Annotated in this window: 21 protein-coding genes; 4 read left to right on the top strand and 17 right to left on the bottom strand. The window is 69.8% G+C overall.

Translation table 11 applies throughout. The features are described from left to right. Positions 1-4 precede the first annotated feature (4 nt). The 8 genes from JCR33_RS14280 to JCR33_RS14245 all read right to left on the bottom strand — a co-directional run bounded on the left by JCR33_RS14280 (position 5) and on the right by JCR33_RS14245 (position 10,616). Positions 5-964, bottom strand: a complete 960-nt coding sequence (locus JCR33_RS14280) for an AEC family transporter (protein WP_198882768.1) — start codon at positions 962-964, stop codon at positions 5-7. Then, the gene (locus tag JCR33_RS14275; RefSeq protein ID WP_198882767.1) at positions 965-1,741 is read right to left on the bottom strand and encodes a M48 family metallopeptidase; all 777 of its coding nucleotides are present in this window, start codon (positions 1,739-1,741) and stop codon (positions 965-967) included. It abuts the gene before it with no gap. A gap of 200 nt (positions 1,742-1,941) precedes the next feature. Continuing rightward, positions 1,942-3,567 carry an ABC transporter ATP-binding protein gene (locus tag JCR33_RS14270; protein WP_198882766.1) on the bottom strand — a complete coding sequence of 542 codons (1,626 nt, stop codon included), beginning with the start codon at positions 3,565-3,567 and terminating at the stop codon, positions 1,942-1,944. A gap of 55 nt (positions 3,568-3,622) precedes the next feature. Next, on the bottom strand, positions 3,623-4,840 hold the full coding sequence (locus JCR33_RS14265; RefSeq protein ID WP_198882765.1) for an ABC transporter permease: 1,218 nt from the start codon (positions 4,838-4,840) through the stop codon (positions 3,623-3,625). Between the two features lies 1 nt (position 4,841). Then, positions 4,842-5,951, bottom strand: coding sequence for a microcin C ABC transporter permease YejB (locus tag JCR33_RS14260; protein WP_198882764.1), 1,110 nt, complete (start codon positions 5,949-5,951; stop codon positions 4,842-4,844). A gap of 4 nt (positions 5,952-5,955) precedes the next feature. Continuing rightward, a complete protein-coding gene (locus tag JCR33_RS14255) occupies positions 5,956-7,803 on the bottom strand; it encodes an extracellular solute-binding protein (protein ID WP_332461194.1) in 1,848 nt (615 codons plus the stop codon). Beyond that, positions 7,800-9,653: an extracellular solute-binding protein gene (locus tag JCR33_RS14250; RefSeq protein WP_211110307.1), complete on the bottom strand. Its 1,854-nt coding sequence runs from the start codon at positions 9,651-9,653 to the stop codon at positions 7,800-7,802. Before JCR33_RS14250 ends, JCR33_RS14255 begins: the two co-directional genes overlap by 4 nt. Positions 9,654-9,965: 312 nt before the next feature. Then, a complete protein-coding gene (locus JCR33_RS14245) occupies positions 9,966-10,616 on the bottom strand; it encodes a c-type cytochrome (protein WP_198882763.1) in 651 nt (216 codons plus the stop codon). A gap of 320 nt (positions 10,617-10,936) precedes the next feature. Between JCR33_RS14245 and JCR33_RS14240 the strand changes: the two genes are divergently transcribed. Beyond that, a complete protein-coding gene (locus JCR33_RS14240; protein ID WP_198882762.1) occupies positions 10,937-11,818 on the top strand; it encodes a prephenate dehydratase in 882 nt (293 codons plus the stop codon). On the opposite strand, the gene nudC is transcribed toward JCR33_RS14240, so the two are convergent. Next, positions 11,796-12,776 carry an NAD(+) diphosphatase gene (gene nudC / locus JCR33_RS14235; protein ID WP_198882761.1) on the bottom strand — a complete coding sequence of 327 codons (981 nt, stop codon included), beginning with the start codon at positions 12,774-12,776 and terminating at the stop codon, positions 11,796-11,798. The two genes, JCR33_RS14240 and nudC, sit on opposite strands and share 23 nt — an antisense overlap. Before the next feature lie 145 nt (positions 12,777-12,921). Between nudC and JCR33_RS14230 the strand changes: the two genes are divergently transcribed. Beyond that, positions 12,922-13,662, top strand: coding sequence for an SDR family NAD(P)-dependent oxidoreductase (locus tag JCR33_RS14230; protein ID WP_198882760.1), 741 nt, complete (start codon positions 12,922-12,924; stop codon positions 13,660-13,662). On the opposite strand, the gene JCR33_RS14225 is transcribed toward JCR33_RS14230, so the two are convergent. From JCR33_RS14225 to hemC, 3 genes are read right to left on the bottom strand one after another with little or no spacing between them, the layout of a single operon-like run. Beyond that, entirely contained in the window at positions 13,659-15,218 is a 1,560-nt protein-coding gene (locus JCR33_RS14225) for a heme biosynthesis protein HemY (protein ID WP_198882759.1), read from the bottom strand. The genes JCR33_RS14230 and JCR33_RS14225 overlap by 4 nt on opposite strands. A 51-nt stretch (positions 15,219-15,269) precedes the next feature. After that, positions 15,270-15,953 (bottom strand): uroporphyrinogen-III synthase, encoded by a 684-nt coding sequence (locus tag JCR33_RS14220; protein ID WP_198882758.1) that lies wholly within the window; start codon positions 15,951-15,953, stop codon positions 15,270-15,272. Further along, a complete protein-coding gene (hemC, locus tag JCR33_RS14215) occupies positions 15,950-16,903 on the bottom strand; it encodes a hydroxymethylbilane synthase (RefSeq protein WP_198882757.1) in 954 nt (317 codons plus the stop codon). The genes JCR33_RS14220 and hemC overlap by 4 nt, the downstream gene beginning before the upstream one ends. Here hemC and tsaD point away from each other — a divergent pair. Continuing rightward, complete coding sequence (gene tsaD, locus JCR33_RS14210; protein WP_198882756.1) at positions 16,895-18,001, top strand: tRNA (adenosine(37)-N6)-threonylcarbamoyltransferase complex transferase subunit TsaD; 1,107 nt, start codon at positions 16,895-16,897, stop codon at positions 17,999-18,001. The genes hemC and tsaD overlap by 9 nt on opposite strands. Positions 18,002-18,064: 63 nt before the next feature. Here the strand turns inward: tsaD and argF are convergent, their stop codons facing one another. After that, complete coding sequence (argF, locus tag JCR33_RS14205; protein ID WP_211110306.1) at positions 18,065-18,973, bottom strand: ornithine carbamoyltransferase; 909 nt, start codon at positions 18,971-18,973, stop codon at positions 18,065-18,067. Then, the gene (locus JCR33_RS14200; RefSeq protein WP_198882755.1) at positions 18,970-20,169 is read right to left on the bottom strand and encodes an aspartate aminotransferase family protein; all 1,200 of its coding nucleotides are present in this window, start codon (positions 20,167-20,169) and stop codon (positions 18,970-18,972) included. Before JCR33_RS14200 ends, argF begins: the two co-directional genes overlap by 4 nt. Before the next feature lie 281 nt (positions 20,170-20,450). Between JCR33_RS14200 and JCR33_RS14195 the strand changes: the two genes are divergently transcribed. Further along, positions 20,451-20,945: a GcrA family cell cycle regulator gene (locus tag JCR33_RS14195; protein ID WP_198882754.1), complete on the top strand. Its 495-nt coding sequence runs from the start codon at positions 20,451-20,453 to the stop codon at positions 20,943-20,945. Positions 20,946-21,018: 73 nt separating this feature from the next. On the opposite strand, the gene phoB is transcribed toward JCR33_RS14195, so the two are convergent. The 3 genes from phoB to pstB are packed head-to-tail and all read right to left on the bottom strand — an operon-like array spanning position 21,019 to position 23,307. Further along, the gene (phoB, locus tag JCR33_RS14190; protein ID WP_198882753.1) at positions 21,019-21,714 is read right to left on the bottom strand and encodes a phosphate regulon transcriptional regulator PhoB; all 696 of its coding nucleotides are present in this window, start codon (positions 21,712-21,714) and stop codon (positions 21,019-21,021) included. A gap of 2 nt (positions 21,715-21,716) precedes the next feature. Beyond that, the gene (gene phoU / locus JCR33_RS14185) at positions 21,717-22,433 is read right to left on the bottom strand and encodes a phosphate signaling complex protein PhoU (RefSeq protein WP_198882888.1); all 717 of its coding nucleotides are present in this window, start codon (positions 22,431-22,433) and stop codon (positions 21,717-21,719) included. 46 nt (positions 22,434-22,479) lie between these two features. Further along, positions 22,480-23,307: a phosphate ABC transporter ATP-binding protein PstB gene (gene pstB / locus JCR33_RS14180; RefSeq protein ID WP_198882752.1), complete on the bottom strand. Its 828-nt coding sequence runs from the start codon at positions 23,305-23,307 to the stop codon at positions 22,480-22,482. Between the last annotated feature and the right edge of the window lie 5 nt (positions 23,308-23,312).

Here is a 23,312-nt window from a genome sequence, read left to right as displayed (position 1 = left end):
GGGCTCAGGCGCCCACCACCGACAGCCACAGCGTGAAGGTGAGGATCGACAGCACCGTCGTCAGCGAGATGGTGTTGGCCGAAAGGGCGAGGCCGGTGCGGAAGCGCGTGGCGATGAGGTAGGCGTTCACCCCGGTGGGACAGGCCGCCATCACCACCGCCACCGAGGCGGCGATCGGCGGCAGCCCCGCGACGTGCACCGCGAGCACGTAGACCACCGCCGGCATTCCGAGGAGCTTCAGCGCGGTGAGCGCCAGCGCCGGACGGACGTTGCCGCTGATGCCGTATTTGTGGAGGCTCATCCCCATCGCGACGAGGGCGAGGGGGATCGCGGTGTCGGAGATGCGGTCGATGATGGTGCGGGGAATGCCCGTGAGCGGCAGCCCGGTGAGGCGGAAGGCGGCGCCGGCGAGGATCGCGATCACCAGCGGGTTGAACATCAGCGAATAGAACACCCGCTGCAGCGCCGCGGTGATACGGACACCGCCGGACCCCGTGCCGTCGCGATACTCGGCCACCTCGATGAGGATCGCCGAGATGGTCATCATCACCGGCAGGTGGATGGCGACGAGGAGGAAGCCGGTGACGAGTCCTTCATCCCCGAAGGCCTGGGTGACGATCGGCAGGCCGACCATCACCGTGTTGGAAAAGGACGACGACAGGCCGCCGATGACGCCGGCGCGCGCATCCCGCCCGAACGCCTTCTCCACCAGGAGCGCGCCGATCCCTACGGTGATCAGCACGCCGCAGAAGTAGGCGAGCCAATAGGGCCAGGGTGAGATGTCCGGCAGCTTGAGCGTGCCGATCGCCCGGAAGAGCAAGGTCGGGACGGCGATGGTGAAGACGAAGGAGCCGAGCCCGTCGCCCACGTCCGGCTTCAGAATCCGCCCCCAGATGACCCCGTAGCCTATGCCGATGAAGCCGAAGACCGGCAGGACGATGGACAGAAGGGCGTTGAGGGACATTCAGCTCGCCGGTGGTGCCTCCACCCCCACCGCGTGGAGCATCCGCCCATGGCCCTTCAGCCAGGCGCGTGCGCGCTCGTAGTGGGGATCGAGCTCGGCATTCAGCCGCCAGAATGCCGGGGAGTGGTTGAGTTCGACGAGATGGGCGACTTCGTGAGCTGCCACATAGCGCAGAACGAACGGCGGGGCGAGCACGAGGCGCCAGGAAAACGACAGGACGCCCGTCGGCGTGCAGGAGCCCCACTGCGCGCGGGTGTCCTTGATCCTGAGCGCGGACGGCTTGCGGCCGACGCGGGCGGCGAACTCGCTCACCGCGGCGTCGATGTCGGCGCGGGCGTTGCGGCGCAGGAAGTCGCCGACGCGGCGGCCGAGATGCTCGGGGCGGCCGAGCACCTCGATGGTCGGGCCGGTCGGGGCGAGGCCGAGCCGCACCGTGCCGCGGTTGCCGCCCACCCAGACGATGCGGTGAAGCTCGCCCCGCAGCGGGATCGAGCAGCCGTCGGCGAAGGGAAGGGCGGGGGCGCGCTCGGCGAGGCGGGCGGCGAGCCAGCCCTCCTGGCTCTCGACGAAGCGCTCCACGGTGGACAGGTGGGCCCGGAGGGGGGCCGTCACCACCGGGTTGGCGTGGCCGGGCGGGATGCGCAGCGTCATCCGCTTGGCGGTGGCGGAGCGGCGCACGTCGACGACCACGCGCGCCTCCGGCGATCCGGTGACGATCTGCTCGCGCTCCGCCGGCGCGGCACGGAAGAGGCGGGCCCGCCGCTTCACGCCCATCATCGCACGCGCCCCGCTCCCGGGGCGGCGAAAGAAGGCGAAAGAGGCGCGCCATCGTGCATGGGGCGGTTCCGCGTCGGGTAGGGCCCGCCCCACCGGGGGGCTGGTGCGGTTGGGCTCAAAGGGTTGGTCCGGACTGGATGCCGGACCGGCGATTCGGCTCGGGTCATGGCATCCAGTACGCCACAGGAATGAACGAAGCGTCAGTCCGCGACAACCCCGGCGGGCGCCTGTTCGTGATAGAGGGCGGCGGCCATGAGGGCGCGGGTGTAGTCGGTCTGCGGCGTCTCGAAGATGTCCTTGGTGTGGCCGCGCTCCACCACCTTGCCGCTGCGCATTACGATCACCTCGTTGGCGAGCGCCCGCACCACCTGGAGGTCGTGCGAGATGAACAGGAAGGTGAGGTTGCGCCGCTTCTGCACGGCGCGCAGCAGGTCGACGACCTGCGCCTGCACCGAGCGGTCGAGGGCGCTGGTGGGCTCGTCGAGCATGATGAAGTCGGGCTCGAGCACCAGCGCGCGGGCGATGGCGATGCGCTGGCGCTGGCCGCCGGAGAATTCGTGCGGATAGCGCGAGCGTGTGGCCGGGTCGAGGCCCACCTCGGTGAGCGCGCGCACCACCGCCTCCTCCCGCTCCGCGGCCGACATCCGGGAGTGGATCTTCAGCCCCTCGGCGATGATCTCGCCGACCGCCATCCGCGGCGACAGCGAGCCGTAGGGGTCCTGGAAGACGATCTGCATCTTGGAGCGCAGCGGCCGCATCTTCGACCACGAGGTCTGATCGATGGCGTCGCCCATGAAGACGATGCGCCCCTCCGACTGGATGAGGCGGAGGATGGCGAAGCCCAGCGTCGTCTTGCCGGAGCCCGATTCGCCGACGACGCCGAGCGTCTCGCCGCGGCGGACCTCGAGGTCGATGCCGTCGACGGCCTTGATGTGGTCCACCGTGCGCCGCAGCAGGCCGCGCTTGACGGGAAACCAGACCTTGAGGTCCTTGGTCTCCACCACGATCGGGGCGTTGGGATCGGCGACGGGCGCGCTGCCGGTGGGCTCGGCGGCGAGGAGATGGCGCGTGTAGGGGTGCTCGGGCGCGGTGAAGACGCGCTCGGTGGCCCCCGTCTCCACCACCTTGCCTTCGGTCATCACCACCACGCGGTCGGCGATCTTGCGGACGATGCCGAGGTCGTGGGTGATGAACATCATCGCCATGCCCATGCGCTCCTGGATGTCCTTCAGGAGGGCGAGGATCTGCGCCTGCACGGTGACGTCGAGGGCGGTGGTGGGCTCGTCGGCGATGAGGAGATCGGGTTCGTTGGCGAGCGCCATCGCGATCATCACGCGCTGACGCTGGCCGCCGGAGAGCTGATGCGGGTAGCTCGCGAGGCGGCTCTCCGGGTCGCGGATGCCGACGGCGTCGAGGAGCTCCAGCGTGCGGGCGCGGGCGGCCTTGTCGGAGAGGCCGCGGTGGCGCCGCAGGATCTCGCCCACCTGCTTCTCCACCCTGTGGAGCGGGTTGAGCGAGGTCATCGGCTCCTGGAAGATCATGGTGATGTCGTTGCCGCGGATCTTCTGCAGCTCCTTGGGCGGCAGCTGCAGCATGTCGCGACCCTTGAAGAGGATGCGGCCCGAGGGGTGCGAGGCGGCGGGATAGGGCAGCAGGCGCACGCAGGAGAGGGCGGTGACGGACTTGCCCGACCCCGATTCGCCGACGACGGCCAGCGTCTCCCCCTTCTCGATCCCGAACGACACCTTGTCGACGGCGAGCGCGGTCCGCCCTTCCTGATGAAAGGCGACGGAAAGATCTTCGATCTGCAGGAGAGGGGCGGTCATAGCGGGCCGAGGGGCGGGAGGGCGAGGGAAATGGTGATGGTCATCAAGTCCCTCCTCAGACGAATGTCTTGCGTGGGTCGAAGGCGTCGCGCACCGCCTCGCCGATGAAGATGAGCAGCGACAGCATCAGCGATATCACGATGAAGCCGGAGATGCCGAGCCAGGGGGCCTGGATGTTGTTCTTGCCCTGCGCCAGAAGCTCGCCCAGCGACGGCGAGCCCGGCGGCAGGCCGAAGCCCAGAAAGTCCAGCGACGTCAGCGTCGATATCGAGCCGTTCATGATGAAGGGCAGGAAGGTGAGCGTCGCCACCATCGCGTTGGGCAACAGGTGGCGCCACATGATGGTGAGGCTGCCGACGCCGAGCGCCCGCGCCGCCGTGACGTACTCGAAGTTGCGCGCCCGCAGGAATTCGGCCCGCACCACGCCCACCAGCGAGACCCAGGAGAAGGCGAGCAGGATCCCGAGCAGGAGGAAGAAGTTGGGCGTGAAGACGGCCGACAGGATCAGGATGATGTAGAGCGAGGGCACCGAGGTCCAGATCTCGATGAAGCGCTGGAACAGGAGGTCGGTCCAGCCGCCGAAGTAGCCCTGCACGGCCCCGGCGGCGATGCCGATGACCGACGACGCCGCCGTCAGGACGAGACCGAAGAGGATCGATATTCGGAAGCCGTAGATGACGCGGGCGAGGACGTCGCGACCCTGATCGTCGGTGCCGAGCCAGTTCCAGTTCCAGATGGTGCACGAGGGGTCGTCGACGCCTTCGGGCATCAGCGAGCAGCGCTTCTCCTTGGTGAACATCCACGAGGGGGCGGACGGCAAGGGGGTCGGCGGGCTCGTGTTGACGGCGCGATAGTCGTAGCGGATCGGCGGCCAGATCATCCAGCCGTTCTGCTCGATCTCGTCGCGGATGAAGGGATCGCGATAATCGGTGCGGGCGAGGAAGCCGCCGAACTTCTCTTCCGGATAGTCGACGAGCACGGGTACGAGCAGCTCGCCCTTGTAGGACACGAGCAGCGGCCGGTCGTTGGCGATGAACTCGGCGAACAGCGTCACCGTGAAGAGGACGAGGAAGAGCCACAGCGAGACGTAGCCGCGCCGGTGCCGCTTGAAGATGCGCCAGCGGCGCTGGTTCAGCGTCGTCGCCGTGTCGAAGCCGGCGCCGGTCGGCAGCGCCGTCGCCTCGCGCTCCTCGAAGGCGACGGCGAGGTCCTCCGCGGCGTCGCGGTCGGGGATCGTCTCGCGCTCGTCGCCGCTCTTGCGGATCTCTTCCATGTCAGACCCCCCGGCTCTCGAAGTCGATGCGCGGATCAACCCAGGTGTAGGTGAGGTCGGAGACGAGGTTCACGAACAGCGCCAGCAGCGAGAAGATGTAGAGCGTGCCGAACACGATCGGATAGTCGCGGTTGATGACGCTCTCGAAGCCGAGGAGGCCGAGCCCGTCGAGGTTGAAGATGGTCTCGATGAGCAGCGAGCCGGCGAAGAAGGCGCTGATGAAGGCGCCGGGGAAGCCCGCGATGATGATGAGCATGGCGTTGCGGAAGACGTGCCCGTAGAGCACCTCGCGATCCGACAGTCCCTTCATCCGTGCGGTCTGCACGTACTGCTTGCGAATCTCCTCCAGGAAGGAGTTCTTGGTGAGGAGGGTGAGCGTCGCGAAGGAGGACAGCGACAGGGCGATCAGCGGCAGCGTGAGGTGCCAGAAATAGTCGAGCAGCTTGCCGACCAGGGAGAGCTGATCGAAGTTGTCGGAGACGAGATTGCCGAGCGGGAAGACGTTCCAGAAGGAGCCGCCGGCGAACAGCACGATCAGGAGCACCGCGAACAGGAAGCCCGGGATCGCGTAGGCGATGATGATGATGGCCGACGTCCAGATGTCGAACATCGAACCGTCCTTCACCGCCTTGCGGATGCCGAGCGGGATCGAGATCAGGTAGGAGATCAGCGTCATCCAGAGGCCGAGGGAGATCGACACGGGCATCTTGTCGAGGATGAGGTCGATGACGCTGCGGTCGCGGAAGTAGGACTGGCCGAAGTCGAAGGTCAGGTAGTTGCCGAGCATCAGTAAGAAGCGCTCGACGGGAGGCTTGTCGAAGCCGAACTGGCGCTCGAGGTCGGCGATGAACTCCGGGTCGAGGCCTTGGGCGCCGCGGTAGGCGGAGCCGCCGCTCTCGCCGCCGCCGCCCGCGGCCGAGCTCGCGAAGTCGCCGGCCTGGGTGCCGCCGGAGATGCGGGCGGTGGCCGCGACGTCGGTGCCGCGCAGCTCGGCGATCACCTTTTCGACGGGACCGCCGGGGGCGAACTGCACCACCACGAACGAGATCAGCATGACGCCGAAGAGCGTCGGCACCATGAGGAGAATGCGGCGGAGGATATAGGATGCCATCGTCTCAGGAGACCTTTGACCACCAGGTGGTCGAAACGGGGAGGTCGTAGAGGGGCTTCGCTTCGGGCATGCCGAAGCGATCCCAATAGGCCACGGTGTGGATCGCCTTGGTCCATTGCGGCACCCAGTAGTGGCCACAGCGCAGCACGCGGTCGAGGGCACGGGCGGCGGCGATCATCCCCTCGCGGGTGTCGGCGGCGAGCATCGCCTCGGTGAGACCGTCGACGGCGCGGCTCTTGATGCCGGCGAGATTGTACGAGCCCGGCATGTCGGCGGCGCGGGTCGACCACATCTCGCGGATCTCGTCGCCCGGCGTCGGCTCGAAGGAGAAGCGGCGAGTGGTGAGGTCGAAGTCGAAGTTGGTCATCCGCAGCTGATATTGGGAGGCCTCCACGAGGCGCAGGATCGGTTCCACGCCGAGGAGGCGCAGCCGGCCCGCGTAGGGCTGGAGCACGCGCTCGAAGGTCGGCTGGGCGTAGAGGAACTCCACCGTCAGCGCCTCGCCGGCGTCGTTGACGAGGCGGCCGCCGTCGCGCCGCCAGCCCGCCGCGGCGAGGAGGGCGTTGGCCTTTTGCAGGGACGCCCGGTCGCGGCCGCTGCCGTCGGTCACCGGGGCGGTCCAGACCGGGCCGAACACCGCCTCCGGCACGTCGTCCCGATAGGGCTCGAGCAGGGCGAGTTCGGCCGCGGAGGGCTCGCCCGTCGCCATCATGTCGGAGTTCATGAAGAAGGACTGGGTGCGCTCGTAGGCGCCGTAGAAGAGGTGCTCGTTGGTCCACTCGAAGTCGAAGGCGTAGGACAGCGCCTCACGGGTGCGCGGATCGGCGAACTTCGGCCGCCGCGTGTTGATGAACCAACCTTGCGCGCCGGCGGGGCGGCCGTCGGGGAACTCGCGGCGGACGACGCGGCCGTCCTCCACGGCGGGGAAGTTGTAGTCGAGCGCCCAGATCTTCGACGTGAACTCCTCGCGGAAGGTGATGAGGCCGGACTTGAACGCCTCGAAGCTCGCGATGCGCTCGCGGTAGAAGTCGACGCGGACCTTGTCGAAGTTGTAGTGGCCGACGCTCGAGGGGACGGTCTCGTACCAGGAGTCCGGCCGCCGCTCGAAGGTCACGTAGCGGCCGGGGTTGAAGTCGCCCACCGTGTAGGGGCCGGAGGTGACCGGCACGTCGAGCGTGGCGTCGGCGAACGGGCGGGCCTCGTAGTAGGCGCGCGAGAGGATCGGGTAGATCGTGATCAGCGGTGGCAGGCGGCTGGAGGTGCCCTCGGCGAAGGTGATGACCGCGGTCGCCTCGTCGGCCGCCTCCACCTTCTCGACGCCTGAGAGGGGCTGGGCGAGGCTCGGGTGGCCGTCGGCCCGCAGCGTCTCCAGCGAGAACACCACGTCGTCCGCCGTGATCGGGCTGCCGTCGGAGAAGGTGGCGCCGGGGCGGAGAGCGAAGGCGTAGCGCTTGCCCTCGATGGTGACGCTCTCGGCGATCGAGCCGTAGACGGCGTCGGGCTCGTTGAGGCCGCGCACCATGAGCTGGCCGTGGCAGAGCTGCATGAGGGGCGGCGAGTCGCCCCTCAGGATGTACATGTTGAAGGTGTTGAAGGTCAGCGGGTTCTGATTGTAGCCGAACGAGGCGGGGAGGAGGCGGATCTCGCCCCCCTTGGGCGCGTCGGGGTTCACGTAGTCGAAGTGGGTGAAGCCGGCGGCGTGCTTGGCGGGGCCGAACACGGTGATCGCGTGCTGCGGCGTCGTGGCCGCCTCGCCGGCGGCGGCGGCACGGAAGGCGACCGGCGGCAGGGCGGAGAGGGCCGCGGCACCGCCCGTCAGCGCCAGGACGCGCCGGCGGGTGAGGCCGCTCACGAAGGCGATCCCACCGACGCGGCCTTCTGCGCGTCCCACCACCAGATGGTGGGGAAGCCCGTGGTGTAGGGCGGAATGTTGTCCGGATGGCCGAAGCGGTTCCAGCGGGCGGTGCGGATCCCCGAGGTGTAGAATTGCGGGATCACGTAGTTGTGGTGGAGGAGCACCCGGTCGAGTGCCTTGGTGGCGGCGACGAGATCCTCGCGGTTCTTCGCCAGGATGATCTTCTGGATGAGCGCATCGACGCCCGGGTCCTTGATGCCGGCATAGTTCTCCGACTGCGGCGAATCGGCGGCGGCCGAACCCCAGTAGGCGAGCTGCTCGTTGCCGGGCGAGAGCGACTGCGCCCATAGCGTCGTGGTCATCTCGAAGTCGCGGTTGCGCAGCTTGTTCTGATATTGCGAGACATCGATCACGCGGAAGGTGAGATCGACGCCGATGCGCCGCAGCGAGTTGGCGTAGGGCAGGACGGAGCGCTCGGAGGTCGGGCTGTCGTCCATGAAGTCGATGGTGAAGGGCTCGCCGGTCTCCACGTTCACCATCTTGCCGTTGCGGATCTCGTAGCCCGCCTCGCGGAAGAGGCGCACCGCCTCGCGGGCGTTGGCGCGAACATTCTCGGGCGTGCCGTTCACCGGGTTGGTGTAGGGCTCGGTGAAGACGGACGGGGGCACGAGATCGCGCACCTCCTCCAGGATGGCGAGCTCCTTGCCCTCCGGCAGGCCGGAGGAGGCGAGCTCGGAGCCTTCGAAGAAGGAGTCGATCCGGTCGTACTGATCGTAGAAGACCGTGCGTTTCAGCGTCTCGAAGTCGTACATCAGGTTGAGCGCGCGGCGGATGCGCTCGTCCTGGAACTTCGGCAGGCGCAGGTTCATCACGAACGCCTGCATGATGCCCATCGCCTCGTTCGGGAACACCTCCAGGATCACGTCGCCGCGCTCCACGGCCGGGAAATCGTAGCCCGTCGCCCAGTTCTTGGCGCTGTTCTCGGCGCGGAAGTCGTAGCTGTCGGCCTTGAAGGCTTCGAGAAGCACCGTCTGGTCGCGGTAGACGTCGTAGCGGATGGTGTCGAAATTGTTGCTGCCGACTTGGGTCGGATGGTCGGCGGCCCAATAGCGCGGCACCCGCTCATATTCGACGAAGCGGCCCGGCTCGAAGCGGGCGATCTTGTAGGCGCCGGAGCCGAGCGGCGGCTCGAGCGTGCCCTCCATGATGGAGCGCTCCGCCCCCGACGCGGTCTTTCCCGTCCACCACGCCTTCGGCAGCACCAGGAGCTGGCCGAGGATGTGTGGCAGCTCGCGATTGCCGGCGCGGGCGAAAGTGAAGCGCACGGTGTGCTCGTCCACCACCTCGCCCTTTTCCACGTCGCGATAGTAGTAGGCGTAGCGCGGGTTCGCTTCCTTCAGCGCGTCGAGGCTCCAGACGACGTCCTCGGGCGTGATCGGCGTGTCGTCGTGCCAGTGGGCGGCGGGATTGATGCGGAACTCCACCCAGGAGAAGTCGTCCGGAAAGCGCATCGCCTCGGCGATCAGCCCGTAGCTCGCGGAGATGTCGTCCTCGTCCATCGAGGGTGTCATCAGCGTATCGTAGATCAGGCCGATGCCCGGGGCGGGAATGCCGCGGGTGAGGACGGGGTTGAAGCTGTCGAAGCCCGCCGGCGTGGCGAGGCGCACCGTGCCTCCCTTCGGCGCTTGCGTGTTGACGTAGTCGAAGTGGGCGAACCCCGCGTCGTAGCGGGGCGATTCGGACAGCGAGGTGGCGTGCCTCCAGGCGGGCTCCGGCGCACCGTCGTCCGCCACGGCGAACGCTGCCGGAGCACATGCAAGAACGAGAGCCATGAGCGTGGCGCGCATGTCACACCTCCAGTTGTCCGTCGCTCGGGAGATTATCGGTCATGCCGTGGTTCGCAACCCGCAGAGTCCCGATCTAACCGAGATGTAATGCCAGGAATTGCTGTCTGATCGACTTTAAATCTAAAATTGTAGAGATGCAAACCAGCAAATCCGGCGTCGGTGGGCCGCCAGCCGCGTCGATCGCCGTGGCTGCGACGAAAGGCGCGGCACCGCGCGCGCCCGCACACGCAAACGCCCCGCCGAAGCGGGGCGTGGAAGGCGTGGGGTCGCCATCTGCGGTGATGATCGCTCGGAAGCGGGAAGCGCCCGGCCTCAGTTGGCCGAGGGCGCCGGCTCGGCCTCTTCGGTGGCGGCGGGTTCGGCATCGCCTGCGGCGGCGGTGGCCTCTTCGGCCGCGGCCTCGTCGGCGGCGGGTTCTTCCGCGGCCGGCGGCTCCGGCAGCGGCGGGGCGTCCGGCGAGATCGACTTCAGGAACAGCACGACGTTGGCGCGGTCCTGGTCGTTCTTGATGCCGGCGAAGCCCATGATGGTGCCCGGCACGTCCTGCTGCGGCGCATGGATGAAGCCGTTCAGTTCGTCATAGCTCCAGGTCTTGTCGGCGCCATATTCCTTGAGGGCGGAGGAGTAGTTGAAGCCTTCCGCCGAGGCGATCGGACGGCCGACGACACCCCAAAGGTGCGGGCCGATGCCGTTGGGGCCGCCCTCCTCGAAGTTGTGGCAGGCGCCGCAGACGCGCGCGCCGGCCTTGCCGGCGCCGGCATCGCCCTGCTGCAGCAGGACCGCGAACGGCACTTCCTTCGGCGCCTCGGCGGCCGCGCTGGAGTCGTCGATGTTGATCAGGTAGCCGGGCGTGTCGAGACCGTGCGGTGCGAAAATGATTTCGGAGAGCACCGAAAGCCCCATCACAAACACCAGCGCACCCAAAACGGCGCCCAAGATCTTATTGAGTTCGAACGCGTCCATTGCCGCAGAGACCCTTGTTGGTTATTCCGCCCGCTCGCGCTGCTAGCAGCGCGAGCGGAAGAGGTCGATGCCCCCATCGACCTTTCATCGCCCACCGATGGCTCGATCACCTATAGAGTGGGATTTGGAGCACATCAAATGAGACCACATCGTACACGAGGGGGTTGTGATCGTTCTAAACGATTTGCCCTTCGTCACGCTGACGAGAGAGACACCGTGAGCTTCGCCTCCTGCTTCGCCTCATCCGTTCCCAACCCCTCCGTGGCACGGCCCGGCGGCCGCGCGCTGCAAGAGCCGCGCCATGGCGGGAGCGGTTCCCGATGAGCCTCAAGGTTGCCTACCAAGGCGAGCCGGGCGCCAACTCCCACATCGCCTCCAAGGCCGTGTTCCCCGACGCCGAAGCCGTCGCCATGGCGACGTTCGAGGACTGCTTCGCCGCGGTGGAGAGCGGCAGCGCCACCTATGCGATGATCCCGATCGAGAACTCCGTCGCGGGCCGCGTCGCCGACATCCACGGCCTGTTGCCCCAGGCGGACGTCCACTTCGTCGGCGAGTATTTCCTGCCGATCAACCACCAGCTCATGGCGCTGCCCGGCACCAAGATCGAGGACATCCGGCGCGTCTATAGTCACGTCCAGGCGCTCGGCCAGTGCCGGCGGACGCTGCGCACGCTGGGCCTGACCCCGGTGGTGGCGGCGGACACGGCGGGATCCGCCCGCCAGGTGGCCGAAAGCGGCGACCGCCACTCGGCGGCGATCGCCTCCCGCCTCGCCGCCGAGATCTACGGCCTCGACATCCTGCGGAGCGACGTGGAGGACGAGGCGCACAACACCACCCGCTTCGTGGTGGTGGCGCGCGAGGCGGAGCCGATGCCCTACGGCGCGCCGGCGATGACGTCCTTCCTGTTCCGCGTGCGCAACGTGCCGGCCGCCCTCTACAAGGCGCTGGGCGGGTTCGCCACCAACGGCGTCAACATGGTGAAGCTCGAGAGCTATCAGCTCGGCGGGCAGTTCTTCGCCACCCTCTTCTACGCCGACATCGAGGGGCACACGCAGGACAGCCACGTCGCCCTCGCCATGGAGGAGCTGGAGTTCTTCTCCGCCAAGGTGCGCGTGCTCGGGACCTATCCGGCCTCGCCCTTCCGCGAGACGATCCGCGAGCCGGAGGAGAACGCCGCGCTCAGGCCAACGCCCCGGCAGTAGTCGCGGCCGTGCCGAGGGCGGCGTCGTCCGCCACCGGCGCGCCGTGGATGGCGTAGGCCCGCAGAAGGTGGTGCGCGATCGCCATCTTCGGCGGCGTCGCGAAGTTGGTGTGGGTGCGCTCCAGCATGGGCAGGATGTCCGCCCGGTCGAACCAGCGCACGTCCTCGAGCTCCTTGTCGCGCGGGTCGACGTCGAACGACGTCGCCTCGGCGAAGCAGCCGATCATGAGGTTGGAGGGGAAGGGCCATGGCTGGCTCGCGAAATAGGCGACCCGGTCGGTGCGGATGCCGGCCTCCTCCCAGATCTCGCGGCGGACGGCGGCCTCGATGGTCTCGCCCGGCTCCATGAAACCCGCGAGGCAGGAATAGACCCCCTCCACGAAGCGGGTCTGCCGGCCGAGGAGGCAGCGCTCGCCGTCGACCGCCAGCATGATCACCACCGGGTCGGTGCGCGGGAAGTGGTTGGTCCCGCAGTTGGGGCAGTCGCGCCGCATGCCGGCCTGGGCGACGGTGGTGGCGGTGCCGCAGTTGGCGCAGAAGCCGTGGCGCGCATGCCAGCCGAGGATCGAGGAGGCCTGGGCGAGCTGGCCGAGCCGCTCCTCGTCCACCGCGCCGGAGATCGCGAGCGGCCGCAGGTTGGTGAGGGCGAAGCCGGCGTCCTCCGCCGGCGCGGCGATGGCGGCGGCGAAGAGCGGGCCCTCGGCGTCGAGCCCGAGGAACACGGCCGCCTGCCAGTCCACCCCCAGCGCCTCCGCTTCGGGGCGGGTGAAGGCGAAGGCGCCGCCGTCCCCCTTCGTCACCAGGAGGTCCTTCGCGAACAGGTAGGCGCGCCCCGCCGGATCGCCGCGGATGCCGGCGATGAAGGGCTCGTCCTCCCGCCGTTCCGACATCCTGTCGAGGCGGTTACCCCCGAAGGCGAGGGCGGCGGAGTGATCGGCGATGGGAAAGCGGAGGGTCATGTCGAAGAGATAGCTGGTGTCACTTTGGAAATCGACTAGGGGGAAGAACGAATCGCCTGCTCCACGCATGATGCCGCATTTTCGGGCTCTCGGCTTCAGGTTCGGATATAAGAGCGCGGACGCGGTGCAAGCACGGAGACACCCGATGGACGACCGCAAGACCCTCGTCCTCACCGGCGCGAGCCGCGGCATCGGCCATGCCACCGTGAAGCGCTTCGCGGCCGACGGGTGGCGCATCATCACCTGTTCGCGCCAGCCCTTTTCCGACAAGTGTCCGTGGCCCTCGGGCGAGGAGGACCACATCGTCGTCGACCTCGCCGATCCGGAGAATCTCGGCGATGCCATCGCCGAGATCCGCCACCGTCTCGCGGCGAATGGCGGACGGCTCGACGCGCTCGTGAACAACGCCGGCATCAGCCCCAAGGGGGAGGGCGGCAAGCGGCTCGATTCCATCGAGACGCCGATGCACCTGTGGCGCACGGTGTTTCAGGTGAACTTCTTTGCTCCGATCATGCTGGGGCGGGGCTTGATGCGGGAGTTGAAGGTGGCGCGCGGGGCGGTGGTGAACGTCTCGTCCATCGCCGGGAGCCGGGTGCATCCCTTCGCCGGCACCGCCTACGCCACGTCGAAGGCGGCGCTCGCCGCGCTCACCCGCGAGATGGCCGCCGACTTCGGGCCGCACGGCATCCGCGTCAACGCCATCGCCCCCGGCGAGATCGAGACCGCGATCCTCTCCCCCGGTACCGAGGATATGGCGGCGGCCATCCCGCTGCGTCGCCTCGGCACGCCGTCGGAAGTCGCCGAGGCGATCTTCTTCCTGTGCAGCCCGGCCTCCTCCTACGTGAACGGCGCCGAGATCCACGTGAACGGCGGCCAGCACGTCTAGGACGAGGGCACGGAGCGCGCGCCGGGCACCGACGGGCGCGGCATCGCGGTGGGAGCGGCGGCCTCCTCCGGCGCCGGGCTCGCCGCCGTTGCGGGCTGCGGCGGGGCGGGCGTCGGCGGAGCGGTGGTTTCCGCGTTCGCCGGTGCTTCCGGCGTCGTCGTGCCGGCCGCCGTCAGCACGGCTTCGGCGGGCGGTTCGGGGAGGGCCGCGGCGGCGACGCTCGCAAGGCGCACCGGCGTCAGCGCGGTGAGGTCGATCGCGGGGGCGGCGGCGTCGGCGACGCCGTCGGGCACGCGCCACTCGAAGCGGTCGAGGCGGCCGGTCAGCGGGGAGATCGGCTCCCAGTGGTCGGCGATCACCCCGTCGGCGATCCACACCGGATCGCGGGTGGCGCGGACGGCGCGGGCGAGCCATTCGCGCACGCGGCCCTCGTCGCCGGCGTCGGCGGCCTCCACCTCGGCCATGGCGATGGCGACGCGCTGGGTCGGCCGCGCCTCGGCGATCGGAGCGAGCACGGCCCGCGCGCGGGCGAAGGCGCGCGCGGCGCGGGCTGCGGCGGCGACGCCGAGGGCGCTCTCCACGTGGTCGGGCCGCATGGCGGCGAGGGCTTCGGCGCGCTTCAGCCGGTCGGCCGCACTCTGCGCCTCGCCGGCCGCGAGATAGGCGGCGAAGAGGTCGGGGTGCGGCGCGAGCTTCCAGGTCGCCTCCAGGAAGCCCATCGCCTGACGGCGCGAGCGCCCGGCGGAGAGGCGCGCCGCGAGCACCGCCGCCGGCACCAGGTTGCGCGCGAGATTGTGCGCCTTGATGGCGGCGCGCCGGGCGGCTTGCGGATCCTCCGCCGCCACCTCCTCCGCCCGTGCGAGGAGGAGCACCGCCTTGCGCCGCTTGTGGACGGCCCGCTCGACGAGACGGTGGCGCATCGCGGCGTCGTTGAGCTCCAGCGCGGTGTCCCAGTCGCGCTCGGCGGTGGCGGCGTCGAACGCGGCGGCGGCGGCCCAGGGGAGCGCCGGGGCGGCGAGGTTGGCGGCCCGCGCATGGGCCCGCGCGGCGGCGACGTCGCCTTGCCGCACCGCCTCGTCGTAGAGGCCGCGCAGGCCGAGCACCAGCGTGGCGGGGTCCTCCGTCATCGCCATGAAGGCCGCCTCGGCGGCGCCGGGCTTGTCGGAGAGCTGCGCCGCGCGGGCGGCGAGCAGCGCCGTGAGAGGGGCGCCTGGGAGCCAGCGCACGGCCTCGGCTGCGGCGCGCTCGGCGGTGGCGCGATCGCCGGCGGCGGCCGCCACCAGCCCCTCCGAAAGGGCGGCGAAGCCCCGCTCGCGGCGGCGCTCCTCGGCGCGCCGCGCCATCTGCTTGGGCAGCCGTAGCCCGGCGAGGGCGAGCTCCACCAACAGCACGCCGACGGCGAGGAGTATGATGAGGACGGTCAGCGCCTCGCTGGTCGTCAGCGTGCCGGAGCGGCCGAGCCACTCCACCTGCACCTCGCCCGGGCGGTCGGCGACCCACACCGCCCCGAACGCGGCGGCGAAGAGTAGACCCAGAATGACGAGGACGCGGATCATGGCTTCCCCTCGCGGCAGGCTGTGCGGCGGCTGAGGGCGGCACGCATCGCTTCAGCCCGGACTTGCGACGGACCCCGAAAGGGTCGCGAGCGCGGCGAGGGCCGCCGCTTCGGTGGGCGCCTCGGCGACGGTCACGGCGAGGCTCTCGGGCAGGCGCGCCGCGACGGCGGGGGAGAGGGCGACGCACGGCGCGTGGCGCCAGGGCGGCTCCGTCGCGAGCGCTCGGTAGCGCGTCGCGGCGTGGGGGGAGAACAGCATCACCGCATCGACCCGTTCGGCGGCGGGCAGGCCGGCGGCGGGCGCCATGCGGTAGAGGATGCGGCGCTCGGCCCTCTCGCCGCGCGCGATGAGGCGCTCCACGAGGTCGCCGGCGTGCGCCTCGCCGGTCATGTGGACGATCGGACCCTCGGCCTCGGCGAGGAGGGCGAAGAGGGCGTCGACGTCGCCCGCCGCGCTGCGCACGGTGCGAAAGCCCGAGCGGCGGGCCTCTGCCGCCGTCGCGTCGCCCACGGCGAATACCGGCAGGTGGTGGAAGGCGGGGTGGTGCGCGAGGAGACGGGCGCCGGTGCGGCTCGTGACGGCGATCGCGCCGATCCCGTCGGGCGTGCCCGGATCGCCGAGCGGCGTCATCTCGAAGAGCGGCGCGAGGAGGGGGAAATGGCCCGCCTCGGCGACGCGGCGGGCGGTGTCGGCCGCCTGCGGCTCCGGGCGCGTGATGGCGACGACGAGGCTCACACCAGCCCCGCGAAGAAGTCCTCGCCGACCCGCGCGCGCAGCCGCCTGCCGGCGTCATAGCCCATCTCCGCCGCCTCGGTGGCGGCGCCGCGGCTGGTGATCTCCTCGATCCGCTCGCCGTCGGGCGAGGCGACGAGGCCCATGAGGCTCACGCTCTTGTGCTCCACCGTGGCGAGCGCTGCGATGGGGGTCCGGCAGGACCCGTCGAGGGCGGCGAGGAAGCCGCGCTCGGCATGCAGCGCGATCTCGGTGGCGAGGTCGTTGACCGGGGCGAGGGCGTCGACCGCGCGATCGTCGTCCCGGCGGATCTCCACGGCGATGGCGCCCTGGCCGCAGGCGGGGGGGAAGCGGCGAGGGTCGAGGATCTCGCTGGCGACGCTCTCGTTGCCGAGCCGCTTCAGCCCGGCGAGGGCGAGGAGGGTGCCGTCGCACTCGCCGGCCCCGAGCTTGGCGAGGCGGGTCTGGACGTTGCCCCGCAGCACGGCGACGCGCAGATCGGGACGGGCGCGCCGCACCAGCGCCTGCCGCCGGAGCGAGGCGGTGCCGACGAGCGACCCCTCGGGCAGCTCGGCGAGGCGGGCGCCGTCGCGGCCGATGAAGACGTCGCGCACGTCCTCGCGCGGCAGGAAGGCGCCGATCGTGAGGGAGGCCGGCAGCACCGTCTCGAGGTCCTTCGCCGAGTGGACGGCGCAGTCGATCCGCCCGTCGAGCAGCGCTTCCTCGATTTCCTTGGTAAAGAGGCCCTTGCCGCCGATCTCGGACAGCGGGCGATCGAGAACCCTGTCGCCCGTGGTACGGATCACGACGATTTCCGTCTCGCCCATCGCGTTGGCGGCGAGGGCCTCCGCCACCATCTGCGCTTGAGCGAGGGCAAGCGGGCTGCCGCGCGTGCCGATTCTGATGGGCTTCACAAGGACCTTGCCGCGAACGTGACCGATCTCATGGACCATAAAGGAGCCGCCGGGCAGGCGGAACCCTTGGTGCTCGGCATCGAGACGAGCTGCGATGAATGTGCCGTCGCCGTGGTCGCCGGGCGGCCGGGCGCGGCGCGCATCCTCGCCGACGTGGTGTGGAGCCAGATCGATCTCCACGAGGCCTATGGCGGCGTGGTGCCGGAGATCGCCGCGCGCGCTCACGGCGAGACCATCGACAAGGTCGCCGCCGAGGCGCTCGACCAGGCGGGTGTCGACCTCGGCGCGCTCGATGCGGTGGCGGCGACGGCCGGGCCGGGGCTTCTCGGCGGCCTCCTCGTGGGGGCGACCTTCGGCAAGGCGGTGGCGCGCGCGGCGGGGCTCCCCTTCGTCGCCGTCAACCACCTCGAGGCCCACGTCCTGACGCCCCGCCTCACCGACGGCGTCGCCTTCCCCTACTGCGTCGCCCTGTTGTCGGGCGGCCACGCCCAGTTCGTGGCGGTGATCGGGCCGGGCGACTATCGCCGCCTCGGCGGCACCATCGACGACGCCGCCGGCGAGGCCTTCGACAAGACGGCGAAGCTTCTGGGGCTCGCCTATCCGGGCGGGCCGGCGGTGGAGCGGGCGGCACGCTCCGGCGATCCGAAGCGCTTCGACTTTCCGACCCCGCTCGCCCGCCGGGAGGGGTGCGACCTCTCCTTCGCCGGCCTGAAGACGGCGGTGCGCCTCGCGGCCGAGCGGGCGGCGCCGCTCACCGAGACCGACGTCGCGGACATCTGCGCTTCCTTCCAGGATGCGGTGGCCCGTCTCCTCACCCTCAAGGCGGCGAGGGCGCTCGAGGCGTTCGCCGCCGAGGCGGGGACGGCCCCGACGGCGCTCGTCGTCGCCGGTGGCGTCGCGGCGAACGGGGTCCTGCGGGCGGCGCTCGCGGGGGTCGCCGAGCGGGCCGGCACGGCCTTCGTCGCCCCGCCGCTGCGGCTCTGCACCGACAACGGCGCGATGATCGCCTACGCCGCCATCGAGCGGCGGGCGGCGGGATCGGCGGACGGCATCGAGACGAGGGTGCGCTCGCGCTGGCCGCTCGACGGTGCGGCGGCGCCTCTCATCGGTGCGGGCAAGCGCGGCGCGAAGGCGTGAGCGAAGGGGCCGTGAGAGAGGGGGCGTGAGGGAGGGGGCGTCGCCACCCCCTCCGGTCGCGCGTCAGATGACGCCGAAGCACCAGGCGAGCACGGCCTTCTGGGCGTGCACGCGGTTTTCCGCCTCGTCGAACACGGCGGAGCGGGGGCCGTCCATCACCGCGTCGGTCACCTCCTCGCCGCGGTGGGCGGGCAGGCAGTGGAGGAAGATCGCCTCCGGCGCGGCCTTGCCCATCAGCGCCTCGTCGACCTGATAGGGGCCGAAGGTCTCGCGGCGGCGCTCCTCGTCCTCGTCGCCCATCGACACCCAGGCGTCGGTGACGACGACGTCGGCGCCGTTGACCGCCTCGGCGGGGCTCGTGGTCACCGTCACCTCGGCGCCGGCGGTGCGGGCGGCGATGATGCGCGACTCGGGGATCGCGAAGTCCACCGGCATCGCGAGGCGCATCTTGAAGCCGAGCCGCTCGGCCGCCTCCAGGAAGGTGGTGGCGACGTTGTTGCCGTCGCCCACCCAGGCGACGGTGCGCTCGCCGATGGCGCCGAGCCGCTCCTCGATGGTCATCAGATCGGCGATGATCTGACAGGGGTGGGACCGGCGGGTGAGGCCGTTGATGACCGGCACCGTGGCGTTCTCGGCGAACGTCAGCAGGTCGTCGTGGTCGAGCATGCGGATCATCACCGCATCCACGTAGCGCGACAGCACCCGGGCCGTGTCGGCCATCGACTCGCCGCGCCCGAGCTGCATCTCCGCCCCGGAGGCGACGATCGTGTCGCCTCCCATCTCGCGCATCGCGAGATCGAAGGAGAAGCGCGTGCGCGTCGACGGTCGCTCGAACAGCATCGCGAGGGTGTTCCCGGACAGGACCGGCACGGCCGTGCGCCCGGCGGCCTTCAGCCGGTGCGCCTTGTCGAGGATCGTCCTGAGCGTGGCGGCCTCGTTGGATGCGATGTCGAGAAAGTGCCGGATCGTCATGCGCCGGCACCGTTCTGTGCTGCGGCTTCCACCGCGCCCGCCGCCGCATCGAGGCGGTTGACGGCCTCCCTGATCTCCTCGTCGGAGACGATGAGGGGCGGCAGCAGGCGCAGCGTGGAATCGCCCGCCGGAATCACCAGGAGGCCGGCTTCGCGCGCCGCCCCCACCACGTCGCCGAGCGGCGCCTTGGTCTTCACGCCGAGCATCAGCCCCTCGCCGCGCACGAGCTCGAACACGGTGGGATGGGAGTCGACGAGCCCGGCGAGGAGCTGCTTGGCGAGGAGGCCCTTGCGCTTCACCTCGTCGAGGAAGCCGTCGGCGAGCACCACGTCGAGCACGGCGTTGCCCGCCGCGCCGGCGAGGCGGTTGCCGCCGAAGGTGGTGCCGTGGGTGCCGGCGACGAGGCCGGAGGCCGCGTCGTCGGTCGCAAGGCACGCCCCGATCGGAAAGCCGCCGCCGAGCCCCTTGGCCGACGTCAGAATGTCCGGCGTGACGCCGATGGTCTCATAGGCGAAGAGGGTGCCGAGACGGCCGACGCCGGTCTGCACCTCGTCGAAGATGAGGAGCAGGCCGTTGTCGTCGCACAGGCGGCGCATCTCCCGGAGCGCTGCGATGTCGAACGGGCGGATGCCGCTTTCGCCCTGGATCGGTTCCACCATGATGGCGGCCGTCTCGGGTCCGATGGCGGCCTTGAGCGCCTCCGAATCGCCGAACGGCACCTGGTCGAAGCCGGGCGCGGGCTCGCCGAAGCCTTCGAGATATTTCGGCGAGCCGCCGGCGGCGATGGTGCCGAGGGTGCGGCCGTGGAAGGCGCCTTCGATGGTGACGATGCGCCAGCGTTCGGGCGCGCCCTTCACATAGTGGTAACGCCGGGCGGCCTTGATCGCCGCCTCGTTGGCCTCCGCCCCCGAGTTGCAGAAGAACACCTTGTCGGCGAAGGTCGCCGCCACCAGGCGGTCGGCAAGCCGCTCCTGCTCCGGAATGCGGAACAGGTTGGACGTGTGCCACACGCCGGCCACCGCCTCCTGCAGCTTTTCGACGAGGTGCGGATGGGCATGGCCGAGGGCGGTCACGGCGATGCCGGCGCCCATGTCGAGATATCGTCGCCCGTCCGAGCCCTCAAGCCACACGCCCTCGCCCTTCTCGAAAGAGAGGTTGGCGCGGTTGTAGGTCTGAAAGAGAGAGCTCGCGGTCATGGCGTTGATCGGCCTTTGCTGGTCTTGTCCACATCTATCGTGTGTCTGATGCGGAACAGGCGCGTCTTGTTTCCGATGGTTGGGGAAAAAGCAAGGTTCGAGTCCGGGCGGAGTCCGCCTCGGTAGACGCTGATTCGCCAAATTTCGTACGATTCGCTCATCCAAGGCACTGAGTCGCGTGCCCCACAGCATTCACGGATTGTCGCGAAGCTTCGCGCCGCATGTCGGCGTGTGCTTGTGGATTCGCTGTGGGTCGCCGGTGGACAAAGGGGGTAGACCCGATGAGCTGGACCGATGATCGCATCGAGACCTTGCGGAAATTGTGGGCGGACGGGCTGTCGGCCTCGCAGATTGCAACGGCGCTCGGAGGCGTCAGCCGCAACGCGGTGATCGGCAAGATCCACCGGCTGGGACTGTCGGGGCGGGTGAAGTCGCCGAAGGCGCGGACACCGGCCAAGCGCGCGCCGGTCGCGCCGCAGCGACCCGCCCAGCCGGCGCCGGCGCGGGTGATGGCCGTGGGCGCCACCGCGGTCAAGGTGGTCGAGCGCGAGCTTCCGGCCCCGGTGGTGCTGCCGGAGGCCGAGATCGTCTCCCTGCACGGCGGCGTCACGCTGCTCGAACTGACCCATTCCTGCTGCCGTTGGCCGATCGGCGATCCGTCGGACGCCAACTTCCGCTTCTGCGGCGCGCGCACGGCCGCCGGTGAGGTCTACTGCCGGGCGCATGCCGAGCAGGCCTTCCCCGCGCGGGCACGCAAGCCCAAGGAAAACGCCTGAGGCGAAGCCGCGGCGTCGCCGGGCCGTCTCGCCGCCACGGCGCCATCGAGGCCGGTGCACGGGGCCACGCCGGTCAGCGGGCGGCGAACTGGTCGTTGAAGGCGTAGCCCGCACCGCGCACGGTCCGGATCGGATCACGGGCCTTCCCTTTGTTGATCGCCTTGCGCAATCGGCCGATGTGGACGTCGACCGTCCGCTCGTCGACGTAGACGTCGCGCCCCCAGACCCCGTCGAGAAGCTGCTCGCGCGAGAACACGCGGCCCGGCGACTGCATCAGGAACTCGAGCAGGCGGAACTCGGTGGGGCCGAGATGGATCTCGCGCGCCGCCCGCCGCACCCGATGGGTGGTCCGGTCGAGCTCGATGTCGCCGGCGCGCAGCATGCTCGACACCACCTCCGGCTTGGAGCGGCGCAGGATGGCGCGGATGCGGGCCATCAGCTCCGGCGTCGAGAAGGGCTTCACCACGTAGTCGTCGGCCCCGGTGGCGAGACCACGGATGCGCTCGGTCTCCTCCCCGCGCGCCGTCAGCATGACGATGGGCAGGTGCTCCGACTGCGGCCGCGAGCGCAGCCGACGGCAGAGCTCGATGCCGGAGAGGCCCGGCAGCATCCAGTCGAGCACCAGAACGTCGGGAAGCTCCTCGAGGAGGCGCAGCTCGGCTTCGTCGCCGCGCGTGCAGGTCTCGACGGCATAGCCGTCGGCCTCGAGGTTGTAGCGCAGCAGGAGAACGAGCGGCTCCTCGTCCTCCACGATCATCACCCTAGGCAATCTCAGGCACTCCCGGGCGGGGTCTCGGAAAAGCTGGAGGGCAGGTAGCTCGAGGTGTCGGCTTTCACGCGGGCCTCGTGGGGCTGCTCACCGGTGACCAGATAGTGGATGTTCTCGGCGATGTTGGTGGCGTGGTCGCCGATCCGCTCGATGTTCTTGGCGCAGAACAGGAGGTGGGTGCAGAAGGTGATGTTGCGCGGATCCTCCATCATGTAGGTGAGGAGCTCGCGGAAGATCGAGGTGTAGATCGCGTCGACCTCGTCGTCGCGGTTGCGCACGTCGAGCGCGGCCGAAAGGTCCTGGCTGGTGAAGGCGTCCAGCACCGACTTCAGCTGCTCGAGCGCGATGTCGGACATGTGCTCCACGCCGAGGGCGACGCGCGGGGGATGGGCCCGCCCCTCGATGGCGAGCACGCGCTTGGCGTTGTTCTTCGCGAGATCGCCGACCCGCTCGAGGTCGGAGGAGATGCGCAGCGCCGCCACCAGCTCGCGCAGGGGCTTGTCGGTCGGGCGGTGGGCCGCGATCAGCTCCACCGCATGGTTCTCCACCCGCCGCTGCATCGCATCGAGGCGCTGATCGTCGGCGATCACGCGCCGCGCCCGGGCGGGATCGATCCGCGTCAGCGCCGTGACGCTCTCCATGACGAGGCGTTCGGCGAGACCGCCCATCTCCGCGATCTCGCCTGCCAGCGTCTGCAGCTCGCGCTGCCGGCTACCCATGGACTGCACCACTCGTTCACTCCTTGACGCATAGCGGGCGTCCCGCTCAGCCGAAGACGCCCGTTATGTAATCTTTGGTCCGCTTTTCCTGAGGATTGTTGAAAATAGACTCGGTTGGTCCCTCTTCCACAAGATAGCCGAGATGGAAGTAGGCCGTGCGCTGGCTGACGCGCTGCGCCTGGCTCATCGAGTGCGTCACGATGATGATGGTGTAGTTCTGACGCAGCTCGCCGATGAGCTCCTCCACCTTGGCGGTGGCGATGGGGTCGAGCGCCGAGCAGGGCTCGTCCATCAGGATGACCTCGGGGCTGACGGCGATGGCGCGGGCGATGCACAGCCGCTGCTGCTGACCGCCGGAGAGGCCGGTGCCGGGCTCGTTGAGGCGGTCCTTCACCTCCTCCCAGAGCCCCGCCTTCTTCAGGCTGGTCTCGACGATCTCCTGAAGGTGTGCCTTGTCCTGGGCGACGCCGTGGATGCGCGGGCCGTAGGCGATGTTCTCGAAGATCGACTTCGGGAACGGGTTCGGCTTCTGGAACACCATGCCGACGCGGGCACGCAACAGCACCACGTCGAGCGAGTGGTCGTTGAGGTCCTCGCCCTCCATGTCGAGCACGCCGTCGACGCGGCAGTTCTCGATGGTGTCGTTCATCCGGTTGAAGCAGCGCAGGAAGGTGGACTTGCCGCAGCCGGACGGGCCGATGAAGGCGGTGACCGCCTGTGCCGGGATGTCGATGGAGACGTGGTGCAGCGCCTCCTTCGCACCGTAGTGGACGTACACCTCCTTGGCCGCGATCTTGGTCGGCCGGGCGACGGGGTCGGCGATGCGGATGGTTTCGTAGCGGCCGGTCGAGGCCTCTGCGGCGACAGCGCTCATGGGTC

The organism is Acuticoccus mangrovi, from assembly GCF_016411865.1.
Classification (GTDB): domain Bacteria; phylum Pseudomonadota; class Alphaproteobacteria; order Rhizobiales; family Amorphaceae; genus Acuticoccus; species Acuticoccus mangrovi.
Note: the sequence above shows the minus strand (reverse complement) of the source record. Positions and strands in the feature narration are given on the sequence as shown.